This is a genomic window from Streptomyces sp. NPDC002156 (genome assembly GCF_053593675.1).
This window is the reverse complement of sequence record NZ_JBSFDA010000014.1, coordinates 1-17,455: the sequence shown is the minus strand read 5'-3', so window position 1 is coordinate 17,455 and position 17,455 is coordinate 1. Positions and strand designations below refer to the sequence as shown.

Below are 17,455 nucleotides of genomic sequence, written 5' to 3'. Positions count from 1 at the left end.
CACCGGGAGCACTGACGTGCAGGAGACACTGCAGACACTCGTCGGAGGCCTGAGCCTCGGGGCGGTCTACGCCCTGGTCGCCATGGGGTTCTCCCTGGTCTACCGCACCATGGGCCTGGTCAACTTCGCGCACGCCGACATCGCCATGATCGGCGCCTACGCGGCCTCCACCTTCTACCTCACCTCCAAACTCCCCTTCGCCGTCGCCATGGTGGTGGCCATCGCGGTCACCGCCGCGATCGGCCTGGTCATCGAGCGGGTGCTGCGGCCCCTGGAGAACAAGGACTTCGACCTGATGCTGATCGGCACGATCGGCTTCGGCATCGTCCTCCAGGCCGTCGCCATCCTGATCTGGGGCACCACCGGACGGGCGGTCCGCTCACCCGTCCGGTCCGCCCCGCTCGACCTGTTCGGGGTGCGCGTACGCACGTACGACCTGCTGGTGATGGCCGTCGCGGCCCTCGCCGTGATCGGCCTCGCCTGGTTCCTGGCCCGGACCAAGCGCGGCACGGCCATGCAGGCCGTCGCCATGGACCACGAGGCGGCCGCCGCGGTCGGCATCGACGTCGGCCGCAGTAACGCCCTCGCCTTCTCCATCGGCGCCGGCCTCGCGGCCCTGGCCGGCGGGCTCGTCGGCCCGATGCTCTACGTCGACGCCTCGCTCGGCGGCGCCCTCGGCATCAAGGGCTTCGCCGCCGCGATGCTCGGCGGCTTCGGCTCCATCCCCGGAGCCGTCGTCGGCGGGCTCGCGATCGGCGTCCTCGACTCCTACGCGGCGGGCCACTTCCAGGGCTACTCGGTGCTCGTGACCTTCCTGATCTTCACCGTGGCCATCATGATCCGCCCGATGGGCGTCTTCGGGGAGAGGACGGTGAGCCGCGCGTGAAGTTCCGCATCGGGGGGCTCGGACGGTACGGAGCGCTCGGGGTCCTGGCCGTGGCCGCCTGGCTGCTGCCGTACGGCCTGGGCGGCTACTCCATCCATGTCGTCGACATCGCCCTCATCTACGCCCTGCTGGCCATCGGCATGGGTCTGGCCATGGGCATCTCCGGGCAGATCAACCTCGCCCAGGTCGCCTTCTTCGGAGTCGGCGCCTACACCCTCGCCATCCTGACCACCGACTCCGGATACGGGTTCTGGGCGGCGGCCGTGCTCGCCCTGCTCGCGACGACGGCGACAGGACTCCTGGTCGGCATCCCGGCCCTGCGGATGCAGTCCCACTACCTGGGCATCGTCACCCTTGGCCTGGCGCTCGGCTTCGTCAACTGGATCACCAACGCCTCGGTCTCCGGAGGCGCCGACGGCATCTCCGGCATCCCCCTGCCCACGCTGCCCGGCATCGACCTCTCCAGCGAATACCTCTACTACTACCTGGAGTTGGTGGTCTGCGCCCTCGGCCTGGCCTTCGGCCTCTTCGTCGTCCGCACCTCCCTTGGCCGACGGCTGCGCGCGATGCGCGACGACTCCCTCGCGGCGGGGGCGATGGGCGCCGAGATCCCGCTCCTGCGGATGACCGCCTTCGTACTCGCCAGCGTGTACGGAGGCCTGGCCGGCATCCTCTACGCGGGCCTCATCCGCTATGTCGCCCCGGAGACCTTCTCCATCGGCAACATGTTCATCCTGCTGGCCATGGTCATCATCGGCGGCCGCCGCTCCCTGATCGGCTGTGTGGTTGGCGCGATCGGCCTGACCCTCATCCGGGAGTGGCTCTCCGACTTCTCGGCGTACGCGCAGCTCGGATACGGCGTGGTGGTCGTCCTCATGGTTGTCTTCGCACCCACCGGACTCGCCGGAGTGCCGTCCCGGGCAAGGGAGTTCTGGAACCGCAGGCGCGGCGGCGGCACGGACCGGGCCGAGCTGCGCCCCTTCCTGCCGTACGACGTCGCCGAGGCACCCGCGTCCTCCGGCGGGCCCCTGCTCGACATCCGGTCCGTCACCAAGGACTTCCGCGGCCTGCGCGCCCTGTACGACGTCTCCCTCACGGTCGCCCCGGGCGAGATCCGCGGCATCGTCGGCCCGAACGGCTCGGGCAAGACCACCCTGTTCAACGTCATCAGCGGCTTCTACCGGGCGAGTTCGGGACGGGTACGGTTCGCGGGCCGCGACACGACGACCGCCCGCCCGTACGCCCTCTCCCTCCAGGGCGTGGCCCGCACCTTCCAGAACCTGCGTCTGTTCGGCCAGTTGACGGTCCGGGAGAACATCCTGGTCGCCCTGGACCGCACCCGTACCCACACCATCTGGCAGTACGCGGTGTGGCAGCCCGGCGTGCTGCGCCGGGAGCGGCGACTGCGGCGGCAGGCCGCGGAACTCCTCGAACGTTTCGGCCTCACCGACTTCGCCGAGAGCGCGCCGGGCTCCCTCCCGTACGGCATCCAGCGGCGCATCGAGATCGCGCGCGCCATGGCCGCCCGGCCCCGGCTGCTCCTCCTCGACGAACCGGCCGCCGGACTGAACGGCGAAGAGGTGCGGCAGCTGGCCGACATCGTGCGCTCCATCCGCGACAGCGGCACCACCGTGGTGCTGATCGAGCACAACATGGGCCTGGTCATGTCCCTGTGCGAACGCGTCACGGTCCTCTCCGGCGGCGGAGTCATCGCGGAGGGCACCCCCGCCGAGGTGGTCGCGACACCGGAGGTGATCGAGGCCTACCTGGGCGACTCCGTGCTGGCGGACACCCCACTGCCGGTCCCGGACACGGCCCCCGCTCCGACCCCACCCCCCGCTTCGAAGGAGTCGACCCGGTGAGGACGACCACCCCCGCTTCCCGTACCGGAACCGCCGCGACGCTCACCGTCGAGAACCTGTCCGTGCACTACGGAGGGGTGTGCGCGGTCCGCTCGATCGGCTTCAGCGTCGAGCCGGGCGCCTCGGTCGGCATCATCGGCGCCAACGGCGCGGGCAAGACCTCCACCCTCAAGGCCCTGATGGGCCTGGTCCCGCGCAGCGGCGGACGGGTCCTGCTCGGCGACCGCGACCTGACCCGGGTGAAGGCCCGCGACATGGTGCGGCACGGCATCGGCTACGTACCGGAGGGCCGGCATGTCTTCCCCGGCCTGTCCGTGGAGAAGAACCTGCTGCTCGGCGCCTACGCGCGGCGCTGGGACGGAGAGACCCGGGCCGCTCTGGAGGAGGTGTACGAACTCTTCCCGGTACTGCGGGAGATGAGCGGACGGCTGGCCGGAGCCCTCTCCGGCGGACAGCAGCAGATGCTCTCCATCGGCCGCGCCCTGATGGCCAGGCCGCGTGTCCTCCTCCTCGACGAACCGTCGATGGGCCTGTCGCCCAAACTCGTCGGCTTCATCCTCGACACCCTGAAGCGGCTGAGGGAGGAGGGCCTGAGCCTGCTCCTGGTCGAGCAGAACGCCAAACTCACCTTCGGCGCGACCAGCCACTGCCTCGTCATGGAGAACGGGAGCGTCGCCATGACGGGAACCTCCGAGGAACTCAGCCGGGACACCCGGGTCCGCCAGATCTACCTCGGACTGTGAACGGGCCCGCGCCGACGCCCCGGGACTCGTATCTCATCGGGCTGATCGGCTCCGGCATCGGCACCTCGTTCAGCCCCGCGCTCCACGAACGGGAGGCGGACCGGCACGGCCTGCGCTACCTCTACCGTCTGATCGACCTCGACCGCATCGGAGCCGACCCCACAAGAGTCGGCGAACTGGTGCGGGCGGCCAGGGGCATGGGCTACCGGGGTCTCAACATCACCCACCCCTGCAAGCAGCTCGTCGTCGAGCACCTCGACGAACTCAGCCCGCAGGCCGAAGCGGTCGGCGCCGTCAACACCGTCGTCTTCGAGGGCACGGGCGGCGGCCGGGCCGTGGGGCACAACACCGACGTCACCGGCTTCGCGGCCTCCCTCGGGCGGGAGTTGGCCGACGCCCCGCGCGAACATGTCGTGCAGCTCGGCGCCGGGGGAGCGGGGGCTGCCGTCGCGCACGCCCTGCTCACCCACGGCACAGGACACCTCACCGTGGTCGACCTGCTGACGGACCGTGCCGTGGCACTCGTCGGCTCCCTGAACCGGCGCTTCGGCGAGGGCCGCGCGACCGTGTCCGCCCCGGGCGGCCTCCCGGCCCTGCTGCCCCGGGCCGACGGCCTCGTCCACGCCACCCCGACCGGAACGCCCGCCCACCCCGGACTTCCGCTGCCGGCCGACCTGCTGCACCCCGGGCTGTGGGTCGTCGACATCGTGTACCGGCCCCTGGAGACCGAGCTGCTGCGTGTCGCGCGCGCCCGCGGCTGCGCCGCGCACAACGGTGTCGGCATGGTCGTGTTCCAGGCTGCCGACGCGTTCCGGCTCTTCACCGGCCGCGAACCGGACCGCGCGCGCATGCTCGCCCACGCCGCCGAGCTGACCGAGCCGGAGTGACGGGCGGCGTGCCCTTACGGGATGTGCTTCAAGTCCCCATGCTGGACGAACAGTTGAGAGGCTTGGCGTCCCGGCAGGGCGATGCGAGGGGATTGTTCTCATGACACAGGCGCTGGATGTCCCGGGGCCGAAGCTGGACCGGGTGCTGGCCGTGGTCGAGGAGCGGTGGGCCGAGTTCGAGGAGAAACGGCATGTTCCGCGCGAGGTGATCGCCGTGTTCAAGGAGGCGGGACTCTACCGGGCGAGCGTGCCGCGGCGCTTCGGCGGCGACGCCCTTGCGCCCGCGGAGTTCCTCCGCCTGATCGAGCGGATCTCGGTCGTCGACGGCTCCGCCGGCTGGGTCGCGAGCTTCGGCTGTTCGGGCGTCTACCTGGCCGGCCTGCCGCTCGACACCCAGGCCGAGTTGTACGCCGACGGACCCGATGTCGCCTTCGCGGGCGGCCTGTTCCCCGTACAACCGGCCGAACGCGTCGAGGGCGGCTACCGGGTCTCGGGCCGATGGAGGTTCGCCAGCGGCTGTATGGGCGCGGACGTCCTCGGCGTCGGCATCAAGGCCGGTGCCGACAAGGCGGGACGGCCCCTCACCGCCGTGCTGCGGCCCGACCGGGTGAGGATCGCCGAGAACTGGGACGTCATCGGTCTGCGCGGCACCGGCAGCCATGACCTGGTGGTCGACGGGGCCGTCGTACCCGAGGAGTGGACGTTCGTCCGTGGCGGCGCCGCCACCGTCGACGAACCCCTCTACCGCTACCCGACCGTCCCCTACGCCTCCCAGGTCCTGGCCGTCGTCGGCCTCGGTGTCGCCCGCGCCGCCCTCGACCACGTCATCGCGCAGGGCGGCCGGTCCGGCTACACCGGCGCCCCCAAACCCGCCGAACGCGCCACCTACCGCATCGCGGTCGGCCGGGCGGAGGCCCAACTCCGGTCCGTACGCGCCTTCTTCTACGAGGCCACGGAGGAGGCATGGGCGACGATCAGCGCGGGCGCCCCCGCCACCGCCGACCAGGCGAGCATGCTGCGTCTGGCCTCCGCGCACCTCGCCAAGACCTCCTTCGAGGTCGTCCGGACCGCCTACCAACTCGGCGGCATCGACGCCGTCGCCGACGACAGCCCCCTCCAGCGCTACTTGCGCGACGCCTCGGTCGTACCGCAGCACGCCTTCCTCCAGGAGGGCATGTACGACGGCGCGGGCGCGGTCCTCATGGGCGTCCAGCCCTTCCCCGGCTACCCCTAGAACTCGCGGGGGTGCGCAACCTGTCGGACCGGGCAGAGTTGAACAGCGCGCACCGTCCACCACTCGAAATCCACCAGTCGAAAGGGGATCATGCGTTCTCTGACCTTCGTCTTCGGTACGGGCCGCAGCGGCTCCACGGCGCTGTCCCGCATCCTCAACTCCCACCCGGACGTGCTGAGTCTGAACGAGTTCATGGCCTCGGTCGGCGACGCGTCCTTCCCGGCGGGGAAAGTGGGCGGCGAGGAGTTCTGGCAGGCGCTCTCCGACCCCGCGCCGCATTTCGAGCGGATGATCCGCAGCGGGCTGCCGCTGCCGGAGTTCCTCCACACCAGCCGCCCCGGCAGATACTCGGGGCGGACCACGGCCGGAATTCCCGCGCTCTCCCTGATGGTGCTGCCCCACCTCACCGACGACCCGGACGCACTCCTCGACGAACTCGGCGCGGAGGTGGTCCAGTGGCCGCAGCGCGCCGCCGCCGAGCATCACCGGGCTCTGTACGGCCTGCTCTGCGCCCGCTTCGGACGTACCGCCGTCGTGGAGCGCTCGGGCTACTCGACCGGCTGGGCCCCGGGACTGCGGGAGGCCTTCCCGGAGGCGAGGTTCGTGCACATGTTCCGCGACGGCCCGGACTGCGCCCTGTCCATGAGCCGCCACCCCGGATACCGCGCGATCGCCCTGCTCCGCGAGATCAAGACCCGCGCCGGCATCGACAGCTTCGGCGAGCTGACCCCCGAGCACCTTCGCGCGCTGCCCCCGGACCTGGCACCCCTGCTCGACGACCGCTTCGACCCGGCCCTCGTACGCGACCGCGACATCCCCCTGCGGACCTTCGGCACCCTGTGGTCCCAACTCGTCAACGAGGGAACGGAGTTCCTCACCGGGCTGCCCGCCGACCGGCGCACCACCCTCGCCTACGAGGACCTCCTGGACCGCCCTGCCGAAGAGCTGACCCGCCTGGCGGAGTTCATCGGCGTGGACCCTGTGCCGAGCTGGCTGAAGGCAGGGTCGGCCCTGCTCGACCACAGCCGGCGAGGCTCCGCCCTGAGTCTGCCCGCCGCCGAACTCGCCGAACTACGGGAGAGCTGCGCCCCGGGCACCCGCGTCCTGGAGGGCCGAGTGTCACCGCCTGCGTGAGGACGCTGTCAGGCGGGCTGCCACAGTTCGATCCGGTTGCCCTCGGGGTCGGTGACCCAGCCGAACCGGCCGACACCCGCCATGTCCTGCGTCTCCTCGGCCACGTCCGCTCCCTGGGCGCGCAGTTGCGCGAGCATCGCGTCCAGGTCGCGGACCCGGAAGTTGAGCATGGTCTGCTGGGTACGGGACCCGAAGTAGTCGGTGTCCGCCTCGAACGCCGCGAACACCGTCGGCCCGGCCGCCTGCTCCCACAGGCCGTGCTCGTCGGCGTCCAGGCCCAGACTGTCGCGGTACCAAGCGCTCAGGGCCACCGGATCGGCCGCCCGCATGAAATGTCCACCGATGCCAAGCACACGTTCCATGCGGTCATCCTGCCAGGAGGGGGATCGGCCCGCCCCCGCTGTCAGTCCACGAGCCGCAACACGTCCGCCAGGCCGCGTTTACCGGTCCGGTGCTCGGCCGGGAGGATGTAAGTGCGCAGGCCGCAGGCTGCCGCGCCCCCGTCACGGACCGGATTGTCACCGACCATGAGGGCGGCCCGCGGGTCCGCGCCCAGGTCGGCGCATGCCTTCAGGAACAGTTGCGGATCGGGTTTCTCCCGGCCCTGCTCGTACGAGACGACGCAGGTGTCGATCAGGGCGTCCAGCCCGTGATGGGCGAGGTGGATGCGCAGATCCCAGGCGAAGTCGCTCACGACGGCGACGCGCAGTCCGCGCTCGCGCAGGGCGCGCAGCACCGGTTCGGTGTCGGGGTACGGGATCCAGGCGTCCGGGGCGGTGAGTTCCCGGTAGGCCGCCTCCTCCGCGCCGCGCAGGAAGTCCACTCGCTCCCACCAGCCCCACATGGCACGGCGGTGCTGCTCGCAGGAGAGATCCCGGCCCTCCTGGAGCGCGACGACGGACGGCAGCCGGAAGGCGGTACGCAGCTGGTCGGAGATCTCCGCCACCGCGCCCGGCGCGTCCAGCACGGCGAGACGGCCGGTGGCGGCGGCGACCCGGTGCAGCCACGTGTCCAGGTCGATCATCTGGAAGATGGTGTTGCTGAAGTCGAACAGCACCGCCCGGACCGGGAGCACCGGCGCGGCCGCCTCGGCGTCACTGGGGTGGTAGGCGGTCGGTGTTTCGAACAGGGTGCGGATCACAGGGCAGGCTCTTCGGGTTCGACCGTCTCGACGGTGGCGCCGAGATCGCGCATGGCCGTGAGTTCCCCCTCGGGGGTGCCGGTGTCGGTGATGACGGAGTGGTAGTCGGCCACGGTGCCGTACGCGTACGTGGCGGTCTTGCCGAACTTGGAGTGGTCCACCAGGAGCAGCGCCTGCTCGGCGGAGGCGAGCATCGCCAGCTTCACCTCGACGTAGTCGCTCACCGGGTGGAAGAGCCGGCCGTCCAGGACGGCGGTGGCGGACATCAGGGCGAGGTCGGCCCGGATCCGGGACAGGGTGCGGGTGACGGTGGGACCGGTGCAGGAGTTGAAGTCCGCGCGGTAGTGGCCGCCCAGCAGAGTGACGTTCACCCCGGGCGCGGACCCGAGGCGCTGGGCGAGGCCGACGGAGTTGGTGACCACATGGAGCTGCTCCAACCGGGCCAGCGCGGGGACCAGCGGGAACAGGGTGGTCGAGTCCTCCATGAGCACCGTGCTGCCCGGCCTGATCCGGCCGACGACGGCCGCGCACAGCGCGTTCTTGGCCGCGAGGGCGCTGTTCTCCCGGAACCGGGTGGCGGTCTCCATGGTGAGGGCGGGGAAGGCGACGGCCCGCCCGCGCTCCTTGCGCAGCAGATGGCGCCCGGCGAGGTCGTCCAGGTCCCGGTGCATCGTCATCAGACTGACGCCGAAGTGCCGGGCGAGGTCGTCGATACGGGTCTCGCCGTGTTCGGCGACATACCGCAGCACGGCCTGCCGCCGCTCCTCGACGGCCGCCTGTGACAGTCGGGTACGCGCGGTCACGGCGCCCCTCCTTCCCGGTCGCTCCGATCTCGCAGTTTCCCACACGGCCCGGTGAGGGCCGTGTTTCGTCCGCCCTCCGGGCCTAAGCACCTCCCACGGTGACCAGCACCTTGACCTGTTCGGGGTCTACGGACGCGGCGAACGCCTTGGCGGCGTCCTCCAACGGGTAGGTGGCGGTGACGATCTCGGCGGTGTCGACGGCGCCGGACGAGATCAGGGACATCGCGGTGCGGTAGTCGTCGCCGGTGTACATCAGGGTGCCCTCGATCCGTATCTCCCGGTCCTGGATCAGGTCGAGGCGGACGGGGGTGGTCCCCGCGGCTCCGACGCCGACGACGATGACCGTGCCGCCCTTGGCGACCAGGTCGATGGCCTGCGCCATGGACTGCTCGCGTGCCACACAGTCGAAGACCACGTCGGCCGGTCCGCCGAGCGCCGCGTGGGCCCGCTCGACCAGGTCGGTCGCGTCGGCGGGCAGGGCAGCGTCGGCGCCGAGCCGCAGGGCACGCTCCCGCTTGCCGTCCAGCAGGTCGGTGACGGCGATCCGTGCGGCCCCGGCGTGCCGGGCGGCGGCGAGGACGAGCAGCCCGATGGGCCCGGCGCCGAGCACGACGACCGTACGGCCGGTGAGGTCACCGGCCTTCGCCACGGCGTGCACCGGGGTGGCCAGCGGCTCGACGAGGGCGGCCTCGATGTCCGTCATGCCGTCCGGGACACGGTGGACGCGGCCGGCCGGGATGGTGAACAGGTCGGTCATCGCGCCGGGCGTCTGGCAGCCGAAGACCTTCAGCTCCTGGCAGATGTTGTAGCGGCCGGAGAGGCACTGGGGGCAGGCGCCGCAGTACAGGTTGGGCTCGATGATCACCCGCTCGCCGGGCGCGAAGTCCCCGGCCACCCGCCCCGCCGCGGCGACGACACCCACCGCCTCGTGACCGGGGCGGTAGGGCAGGTCGATGAAGGGATGGTGCCCGGCCGCCGCATGCGTGTCGGAGCCGCACACACCGACGACCGTGGTGCGTACGAGGAGTTCGTCGTCCCCGGGTACGGGCGCGGGCACGTGCTCGATACTGATGTCGTCCAGGGAGCGGACGAGAACGCGGCGGATCTGCTCGGTCATGGTGGGGGTCCGTTCGGTTCGGGTGTTCACGCGGAGGCGAGACCGGGCTGGATCTGGATCTTGCGGCCGATACCGGCCTGGAAGCGGGCTATCGCGTCCGGGAACGCGGCCAGGGGAAGACGGTCGCTGATGAAGACGCGCGGGTCGATGACACCGGTGGCGAAGAGGTCGGCGGCCCGCTCGAAGCTGTGCAGGACGGCCATCGAGCCGGTGATCGTGATCTCCTGGTTGTAGATCCTGTACGGCTCGATGGTGGCCCGCGTGGCATAGTCGGCGACCCCGAACTGCAGGTACGTGCCGCCCTTGCCGACCCGGCCGAGAGCGTCCTGGATGGCATTCGCGTTGCCGGTGGCGTCGATGACCAGATCCCAGCCGTAGTTCGGCCGGTCGAGTTCGTCGGCGGACGTGGCACCGGCGGAGCAGCCCAACTGCCCGGCTGTGGCGAGACGTTCGGCGTTGATGTCGACGACGTCGACGCTCGCGGCGCCCGTGGCCTTGGCCAGCTGGAGCATCATCAGGCCCATCGTTCCGGCGCCGTAGACGAGCACACGGGAGGCGAGTCGGCTGCGCAGGACGTCGTAGCCGCGCACCGCGCAGGACAGCGGCTCGATCAGGGCCGCGTCCTGGACGTCCACGTGGTCGGGCAGTCGTACACAGTTGGCGACCGGCGCCACGGCGTACTCGGCGGCGGCGCCCGGGTGGGTGACGCCGATGGCGGCCCAGCGTTCGCAGAGGTTGTTGTGGCCGAGGCGGCAGTAGTGGCACTCGAAGCAGTACAACGACGGGTCCACGGCGACCTGGTCACCGATCGCGAGTTCGGTGACCTCGCTGCCGAGGCCCACGACCTCCCCGGCGAACTCGTGGCCCGGGATGACGGGCAGCTTCGGGGCGAACTCCCCTTGGAGGATGTGCAGATCGGTGCCGCAGATTCCGGTGGCCGCGACCTCGACGACGACCTCGCGCGGGCCCGGCGAGGGGTCGTCGACAGTGGAGAGTTCGATGGTGCCGGGCCCCGTGATCACAGCCGCCCTCACTTGACGGCTCCCAGGGAGAGACCTCGTACGAGCTTGTCCTGGGCGGCGAATCCGGCGATGAGGACCGGCAGCGACACCAGAGTGGCCGCCGCGCACAGCCGGGCCAGGAACAGACCCTCGTTGGTGATGAAGCCGACCAGGAAGACGGGCGCGGTGGACGCCTGGGTCGCGGTGAGGTTCACGGCGAACATGAACTCGTTCCAGCTGAAGATGAAGCAGATCAGCGAGGTCGCGGCGAGTCCGGGCATGGCGACCGGTGCGACGACCCGCCACAGCACGGTGAGCAGGCCCGCGCCGTCGACCTCGGCCGCCTCCAGGATCTCCTTGGGGACCTCGGCGAGGAACGAGCGCATCATCCACACCGCGATCGGCAGGTTCATCGCCGTGTAGAGGATGACGAGCGTCCACACGTTGTCCAGCATCCCGGCGTCCTTGACGATCAGGTACACCGGCAGCAGGGCCGCGATGGCCGGGAGGAACTTCGTGGACAGGAAGAAGAACATCACGTCGGTCCACTTCTCGACCGGCTTGATGGACAGCGCGTACGCCGCCGGCACCGCCAGGGCGAGCACCAGCACCGTCGAAAGGATGCTGGCCATGGCCGAGTTGAGGAGGAACGGCGTGATGTCCCGGCTGAACAGCAGCTTGTACTGGTCGAAGGTGACCGGGGCGAAGGGGGTCGGCGGGTTGGTCGCCGCGTCGGCCTCCTGATGGAAGGAGGTCAGCACCATCCACGCCACCGGCGCGAAGAACGCCAGCGTGGCCAGCCAGGCGACGAACGTCCACAGTGGCGACAGGCGCGGGGAGTTGGGGTCGTCCTTGCCACGGAGGAGCTTCTTGAACCTGCCCCCTCGGGGGGCGAGGGCTGCGTGGGTCATCGGGAGGTCTCCTCGCGGAACAGCGACGCGATGGTGCGCAGCGCGAAGGTCGCGATGACGAACGCGCCGAGCACGACGACGACACCGGCGGCGGCCGCCTCGCCGTACTCGTACTTGCGGAACATGGTCAGATAGATCTCGTACGGCAGGTTGGTCGTCTGCGAGCCGGGGCCGCCCTGGGTGATGGTGAAGACCGCGTCGAAGGTTTGCACGACGTAGATCGTGCCGAGCAGGACGCCCAGTTCGATGTACTGGCGCAGGTGCGGCAGCGTGATGTGCCGGAAGGTCTGCAGAGCCGAGGCCCCGTCCATACGGGCCGCCTCCAGGACGTCACCGGGCTGCGCCTGCAGACCGGCCAGCAGGATCAGCATCATGAACGGCGTCCACTGCCACACCAGCGACACCACGACGGCGGGCATCGGGTAGGAGGAGATCCAGTCGACCGTGGGGCCGTTGTCCGCGCCGAAGAACCTGTATACGGCGTTCAGGGTGCCGTTGAGCAGGCCGTAGTCGGGGTTGTAGATGGCGTGCTTCCACAGCAGCGCCGCCGCGACCGGCATGACCAGGAACGGGGCGATGAGCAGCGTGCGGGCCAGGCCGCGGCCCACGAACCGGCGGTCGAGCAGCATCGCCAGACCGAGGCCGAGGATCACGCTGATGACCACCACCGACGCGGTGAGCACGACGGTGTTGAGGACCGCCGTGCGCAGCCGCTCGTCGGTGAAGACGAACGAGAAGTTGGACAGCCCGACGAAGTGGCGCTCGCCCGGCTTGAGGATGTTCCACTGGAAGGTGGAGATGATCAGCGTGGCCACGAACGGCAGCTGCGTGACGACGATGGTGAAGATCAGCGCGGGCAGCAGCGGAACGCGCCGCTTCCACTTGGCCGCCGCGCCCGAGGACTTCCGGGGACGGACGGGTGGGGGAGCCTGCTTGGGGGGTGCGGTGAGCGTGGTCATGAGAACTTTCCTCCGCCGGTGACGGCCGGGGTCGGTGAAGCGGCGCCCGGCCGGTGTCAGGGCCGGCCGGGCGCTGAAGGTCACTTCTGGTAGGTCTTGGCGACTTCCTCGGCGAGCTTCTGACCGTCGTCGAGCGCCTTGTCCACGCTGGTCTTGCCGGCGATGGCGGCGGAGATCTCCTGGGTGACCTTGGTGCCCAGGTCCTGGAACTCGGGGATGGCCACGTACTGGATGCCCACGGTCGGCCGGGGCTGGACGCCCGGGTTCGCCGGGTCGGCGCCCTCGATGGACTTCAGCGTGATGTCACCGAACGAAGCGGCGGCCTTCTTGTACTCCGGGATCTCGTACGTGCTGGCCCGCTTGCCCGCCGGGACACGCGCCCAGCCGAGCTTCTCGCCGACCAGGTTCTCGTACTTCTTGCTGGACGCCCACAGCATGAACTGCGAGGCGGCGTCCGCGTTCTTCGTGGTCTTCGGCATGGCCCACGACCAGGCCCACAGCCAGCCGCTGCTGTCCGTCTCGACGGTCGGCGCGTACGCGTAGCCGACATCGCCGGCGATCTTGCTGGAGGCGGGGTCCTCCAGGGAACCGGCGGCGCTGGTCGCGTCGTACCACATCGCGACCTTCTTCTGGCTGAGCGCGTTCAGGCACTCGGTGAACCCGGCCTGCGGGGCGCCGGACTCGCCGTGCTCCTTGACCAGCTTGACGTAGAACTCGGTGGCCTTCTTGAAGCCGCCGGTGTTGACCTGCGCCTTCCAGTCCTTGGTGAACCAGGTGCCGCCGAAGGTGTTGACCATGGACGTCAGCGGCGCGCCCAGCTCGCCCCAACCGGCCAGCCCGCGCAGACAGATGCCCTTCATACCGGGCTCGGCGCCGTCGACCTTGGCCGCGATGTCGGCGATCTGCTGCCAGGTCGGGTGCTCGGGCACCGTGATGCCCTTCGCCTTCATGACGCTCTTGTTGTACATGAGCATCGAGGACTCGCCGTAGAACGGCAGGGCGTAGAGCTTGCCGTCCGAGCCGGTGAGCGACTGCACCATCGGCTTGAGCAGGTCGGCCTTGTCGAAGCTGGTGTCCTTGTCGGCGTACGTGCCGAGGTCGTGCAGCCAGCCGTTCTTCTCCCAGATGGGCACCTCGTAGGCGCCGATGGTGGCGACGTCGTACTGGCCGGCCTGGGTGGCGATGTCCTGGGTGACTTTGTCGCGCAGCTCGTTCTCGGGAAGGATCGTGAAGTTGACCTTGATCCCGGTGTCCTTGGTGAAGTTGTCCTTGGTCAGCTTCGCGATGTCCTCCATCTGCGGGTTGCCGACCATGAGGACGTTGATGCTCTTGCCCCCGTCCGAGGACCCGCCGGCTCCGGCTCCGGAACAGGCGGTGGCGAGCAGGGCGGTGGCGGCGGCGCCGGCTATGAGGGCGTATCTGGTCGATCGCATGTGACGGGGGACCTCTCGTGCGGGATGCGTCCCTGGGGGGTCGGGCGCGTTTCGATGGCGGAATTATTAGCAGGAGACTGCGCCTTTGTTAACGCATTTTGCGAGATAACTTTTCGTTACTTATCGTTAAGATGTCTCGGAGGGGGTGGCAGGAGGGTGGCAGGGGGCTCCTGGCGGACCTCCGTTGCGCCTGATCGACGCAGGTGAGGGCGCTGGGCCTCAGGCCTCCGGCGCGTCCAGACGGGCCCAGACCGGCCCCAGGGCCTCCAGCGCCTCCCGGTACACCTCGTACGCCTCGTCGAGGACGGCGACCCGGTCGGGGCGGGGCTCGTGGCGTCGGAGGACGGTGGCGCCGGCGCGCGGGTCCGTGACGTCGTCGAGCAGTCCGACGGCGGTTGCGGCCAGCAGAGCCGCGCCCCGGGCCGCGCTCTCGCGGACGTCGGTCACGACGACCGGCCGCCGCAGCGCGTCGGCGAACATCTGGCTCCACACCTCGCTGTGCGCGGCGCCCCCGGTCAGCCGGGCCGCCCCGGTGACCGGCAGCTTCGAACAGAGCGCGTCGACGTGCCAGCGGTGATTGAGTACGACGCCCTCCATCAGGGCCCGCAGCAGATGCCCGCGCTCGTGCCAGCCGCGCAGACCGAGGAACGTCCCGGAGGTGGGATGCGGATGCGGGGAGCCATAGACGAACGGGTGGAACAACACCTCGGACGGTCCCGCCAGATGGGCCTCGACCTCGCGGCCGATCGTCTCGTGGACGCCGTCCCGCTGCTCGGCCGGGCTGCCCGTGACCCGCAGGAACCACTCCAGGTTCGCCACCGACGCCGGTGAGGTGGACATGGTCATCCACTGTCCGGGGCGGACGAAGTGACGGACCTGCCAGCGCGGATCGACGACCGGGTGCTCGACGACCACCTGGTTGATGCTGAACGACCCGGCGATCAGGCACAGTTCGCCCGGCACCGTGCCGCCGATCCCGAGCGCGGCGGCGTCGACGTCATGGGCGCCCGTGACGACGGGCGTGCCGGCGGTGAGCCCGGTGAGGGCCGCGGCCTCGGGGGTGACGGTCCCGCTCACCGCGTCGCACGCGAGCACGGGCGGCAGCAGGTCGGAGAGCGCGCCGAGACCGTACAGATCGAGCAGCTCCGGCGAGTAGCCGCCCCGCCGCATGTCGGTGAACGAGGCGCTGGCGTCCGTGGGATCGGTGGCCACCGCGCCCGTCAGCCTCAGCCGCAGCCAGTCCTTGCAGGACAGCAGCCAGCGGGCCTCGTCGACCACCTGGGGCTCATGGCGGACCAGCCAGGCCAGCAGGGCGGCCGGAGAACCCGCGAAGGGCACCGTGCCCGACAGCTCCAGGGCGCGCGACCAGACCGGAGTGCCCCGCCACTCCGCCAGCACCGGCTCGGCGCGCGTGTCCATCGCCACGATCGCGGCCCGTACCGGCCGACCCCGTTCGTCGACGGCGTACAGACCGTCGCCGTGCGCGGCCAGTCCCACCGCGGCGACGGACCGACCCGCGTCCGGACCCGCCTCGGCGAGACAGGCCGCGATGGCCTGCCGCGCCGTTCGCCATACGTCGTCCATGTCCCGCTCGACCCAGTGGGGCCTAGGGGTGCTCAGCGGAAGCATGCCGCTGCCCCGCGCGACCGGCCGGCCGGTGGCGTCGAACAGCACGGCCTTCGTCACCGTGTGTCCCGCGTCGACACCGAGCACCAGGTCACGCGCCACGACTCACACCCACCCCAGGTCGCGCGACCAGAACGGGCGACGCGGTCTCCTCGCGTACCGAAACCACACAGACCACAGCCCGATCGTCCCACGCGGGAGGCCGGCGGGGCCGGACCGCCACCTGGACACTGCGTCCAAGGGGGTCCTCTTCGGACGGGAAGCGCATGTCGTCGGCGGACGGGAACGGAGCGGCACCGTATCCACCTCCCACGGCCCGACCGGAACCCGGCCCCGTCCCGCGGTCCGGCTGCTGATCGCCGAGTTGCTGTCGCGTCGGCTCGGCAGATCGTCGGCTCAGAGCGCGGCGCCGACTTCACCTCGCTCCATGAGAACCTCGCCCCGGCCGTCGGCTCGTCCTCGGCGTCCCGGCAAGATCGTTCTCGCCGGGACGGCCTGGACGCCGACTACTCGCCCCCGGAGTCCATGGCCGGGAGGCGGATCATCGGCTTCCGGCCGGGAGCGGGGTCCGTGTCCGCGTCGAGGAACTGGGTGATCGCCTGCAGGGCCTGGCCGAGGGTCGCGCCGAGCGGTGGGCCGGTCGGCTCGTGGGGCTGGAGGGCCCAGTGCTCGACCGCGACGCGCAGCGCGGTGTTCATCATGCCCGCCTCCAGACGGACGGCCAGGTCGTCCTCGCGGCGGTCGGTGCCTTCGGCGATCAGACCGGCGAGGACGACTTCGGCGTCGAAGTGGGCCTCCAGCCAGACGGCGCGCAGGCCGGGCTCGTCCCGGCTCAGGCGGACGAGGTCGCGCAGGGTTTCCAGATGCTGCGCGACCGGGATGCCGGGCTCCTCGATGGCCGAGATCGCCTCGGCGAGCGTACGGCTGCCGTTCCAGTAGTCGCGCAGGCGCTCGGTCAGCACCTCGATGCCCACCGTGAGCAGGGGCCGCGCGCACTCCTCCTTCGAGCGGAAGTAGCGCCACAGGGTGCGGGTGGAGAGTCCGGCGGCCGCGGCGATGTCCTCCGCCGTCGTTCCCGCCACGCCCCGCTCGACGAACAGCCGTACCGCCTCGTCGGCGATCTCCATGCGCGTCTCTGCGCGGCGCCGTTCCGTCAACGGAGGTCGCCCCACACCCGCACCGGATCGCCCGGCCATCCGTTCCTCCTCGCCTCGATGCGGTGATCCTAATTGATGTCACGGTGCGACTTCATGGCGCGCAGTGACAGAACGCAGTACGGTGTTGCCGCATCACCAGCCCCCCACGCAAGGAATGCCCCATGACCACCACAGGTCTGTACGGCAGAAGCGTCGTCGCCACCGGAGGTGCGTGTGTCATCGCACCGGGCGGTGCCTCCGACGTCCCTGAGGCCCACATTCCGCCGGTCCTCATGAAGTGCATGGGCAACCTGGAGTGCATCGCCGCTCAGGAGTAACGGGCCTCTTTCTTCGTCCCCACCTTGCGTCCGGGATCGCCTCGGCAGGGTTGGCCTCAAAGGTCCGAATTGACATGTTCGCGACACTCTCGCATCGTCCCCACGCCCCTCGACGGGAGTCCCATGTCCGACAACAACTCCTCTCCCCTCAACTCCCCTTCCTCCATGCTCACCCGCCGCAGAATGCTGACCGCGACCGCACTCGGCGCGACCGCCGTGGGCGGATCCGTGACCGGTGCGGGCC

The 17,455-nt window shown here is 70.5% G+C and carries 17 protein-coding genes; 7 read left to right on the top strand and 10 right to left on the bottom strand.

Annotation, left to right across the window (positions count from 1 at the left end):
- Positions 1–16: 16 nt before the first annotated feature.
- From ACWCRB_RS09110 to ACWCRB_RS09085, 6 genes are all read left to right on the top strand, one after another.
- Complete coding sequence (locus tag ACWCRB_RS09110) at positions 17–886, top strand: branched-chain amino acid ABC transporter permease (protein WP_450995415.1); 870 nt, start codon at positions 17–19, stop codon at positions 884–886.
- The gene (locus ACWCRB_RS09105; RefSeq protein WP_450995414.1) at positions 883–2,748 is read left to right on the top strand and encodes a branched-chain amino acid ABC transporter ATP-binding protein/permease; all 1,866 of its coding nucleotides are present in this window, start codon (positions 883–885) and stop codon (positions 2,746–2,748) included. Before ACWCRB_RS09110 ends, ACWCRB_RS09105 begins: the two co-directional genes overlap by 4 nt.
- Complete coding sequence (locus ACWCRB_RS09100) at positions 2,745–3,491, top strand: ABC transporter ATP-binding protein (RefSeq protein WP_450995413.1); 747 nt, start codon at positions 2,745–2,747, stop codon at positions 3,489–3,491. The genes ACWCRB_RS09105 and ACWCRB_RS09100 overlap by 4 nt, the downstream gene beginning before the upstream one ends.
- Positions 3,488–4,378: a shikimate dehydrogenase gene (locus ACWCRB_RS09095; protein ID WP_450995412.1), complete on the top strand. Its 891-nt coding sequence runs from the start codon at positions 3,488–3,490 to the stop codon at positions 4,376–4,378. The genes ACWCRB_RS09100 and ACWCRB_RS09095 overlap by 4 nt, the downstream gene beginning before the upstream one ends.
- A 100-nt stretch (positions 4,379–4,478) precedes the next feature.
- Positions 4,479–5,612 (top strand): acyl-CoA dehydrogenase family protein, encoded by a 1,134-nt coding sequence (locus ACWCRB_RS09090; RefSeq protein ID WP_450995411.1) that lies wholly within the window; start codon positions 4,479–4,481, stop codon positions 5,610–5,612.
- Between the two features lie 90 nt (positions 5,613–5,702).
- A complete protein-coding gene (locus ACWCRB_RS09085) occupies positions 5,703–6,746 on the top strand; it encodes a sulfotransferase (protein ID WP_450995410.1) in 1,044 nt (347 codons plus the stop codon).
- An 8-nt stretch (positions 6,747–6,754) separates the two neighbouring features.
- On the opposite strand, the gene ACWCRB_RS09080 is transcribed toward ACWCRB_RS09085, so the two are convergent.
- From ACWCRB_RS09080 to ACWCRB_RS09035, 10 genes are all read right to left on the bottom strand, one after another.
- Positions 6,755–7,108, bottom strand: coding sequence for a VOC family protein (locus ACWCRB_RS09080; RefSeq protein ID WP_450995409.1), 354 nt, complete (start codon positions 7,106–7,108; stop codon positions 6,755–6,757).
- Positions 7,109–7,149: 41 nt separating this feature from the next.
- Positions 7,150–7,887 (bottom strand): HAD family hydrolase, encoded by a 738-nt coding sequence (locus ACWCRB_RS09075; RefSeq protein WP_450995408.1) that lies wholly within the window; start codon positions 7,885–7,887, stop codon positions 7,150–7,152.
- Positions 7,884–8,690 carry a DeoR/GlpR family DNA-binding transcription regulator gene (locus ACWCRB_RS09070; RefSeq protein ID WP_450995407.1) on the bottom strand — a complete coding sequence of 269 codons (807 nt, stop codon included), beginning with the start codon at positions 8,688–8,690 and terminating at the stop codon, positions 7,884–7,886. Before ACWCRB_RS09070 ends, ACWCRB_RS09075 begins: the two co-directional genes overlap by 4 nt.
- A gap of 82 nt (positions 8,691–8,772) precedes the next feature.
- Positions 8,773–9,807 (bottom strand): zinc-dependent alcohol dehydrogenase, encoded by a 1,035-nt coding sequence (locus tag ACWCRB_RS09065; protein ID WP_450995406.1) that lies wholly within the window; start codon positions 9,805–9,807, stop codon positions 8,773–8,775.
- Between the two features lie 26 nt (positions 9,808–9,833).
- On the bottom strand, positions 9,834–10,841 hold the full coding sequence (locus ACWCRB_RS09060; protein WP_450995405.1) for a zinc-dependent alcohol dehydrogenase family protein: 1,008 nt from the start codon (positions 10,839–10,841) through the stop codon (positions 9,834–9,836).
- Positions 10,838–11,719 carry a carbohydrate ABC transporter permease gene (locus ACWCRB_RS09055; RefSeq protein WP_450995404.1) on the bottom strand — a complete coding sequence of 294 codons (882 nt, stop codon included), beginning with the start codon at positions 11,717–11,719 and terminating at the stop codon, positions 10,838–10,840. The genes ACWCRB_RS09060 and ACWCRB_RS09055 overlap by 4 nt, the downstream gene beginning before the upstream one ends.
- Positions 11,716–12,678: a carbohydrate ABC transporter permease gene (locus tag ACWCRB_RS09050; RefSeq protein ID WP_450995403.1), complete on the bottom strand. Its 963-nt coding sequence runs from the start codon at positions 12,676–12,678 to the stop codon at positions 11,716–11,718. Before ACWCRB_RS09050 ends, ACWCRB_RS09055 begins: the two co-directional genes overlap by 4 nt.
- 80 nt (positions 12,679–12,758) lie before the next feature.
- Positions 12,759–14,111, bottom strand: a complete 1,353-nt coding sequence (locus ACWCRB_RS09045) for an ABC transporter substrate-binding protein (protein WP_369032372.1) — start codon at positions 14,109–14,111, stop codon at positions 12,759–12,761.
- Between the two features lie 219 nt (positions 14,112–14,330).
- A complete protein-coding gene (locus ACWCRB_RS09040; protein ID WP_450995402.1) occupies positions 14,331–15,839 on the bottom strand; it encodes an FGGY-family carbohydrate kinase in 1,509 nt (502 codons plus the stop codon).
- 404 nt (positions 15,840–16,243) lie between these two features.
- Positions 16,244–16,933 (bottom strand): TetR/AcrR family transcriptional regulator, encoded by a 690-nt coding sequence (locus ACWCRB_RS09035; RefSeq protein WP_450995401.1) that lies wholly within the window; start codon positions 16,931–16,933, stop codon positions 16,244–16,246.
- 122 nt (positions 16,934–17,055) lie between these two features.
- Between ACWCRB_RS09035 and ACWCRB_RS09030 the strand changes: the two genes are divergently transcribed.
- The gene (locus tag ACWCRB_RS09030) at positions 17,056–17,211 is read left to right on the top strand and encodes a hypothetical protein (RefSeq protein WP_450995400.1); all 156 of its coding nucleotides are present in this window, start codon (positions 17,056–17,058) and stop codon (positions 17,209–17,211) included.
- Positions 17,212–17,455: the final 244 nt, after the last annotated feature.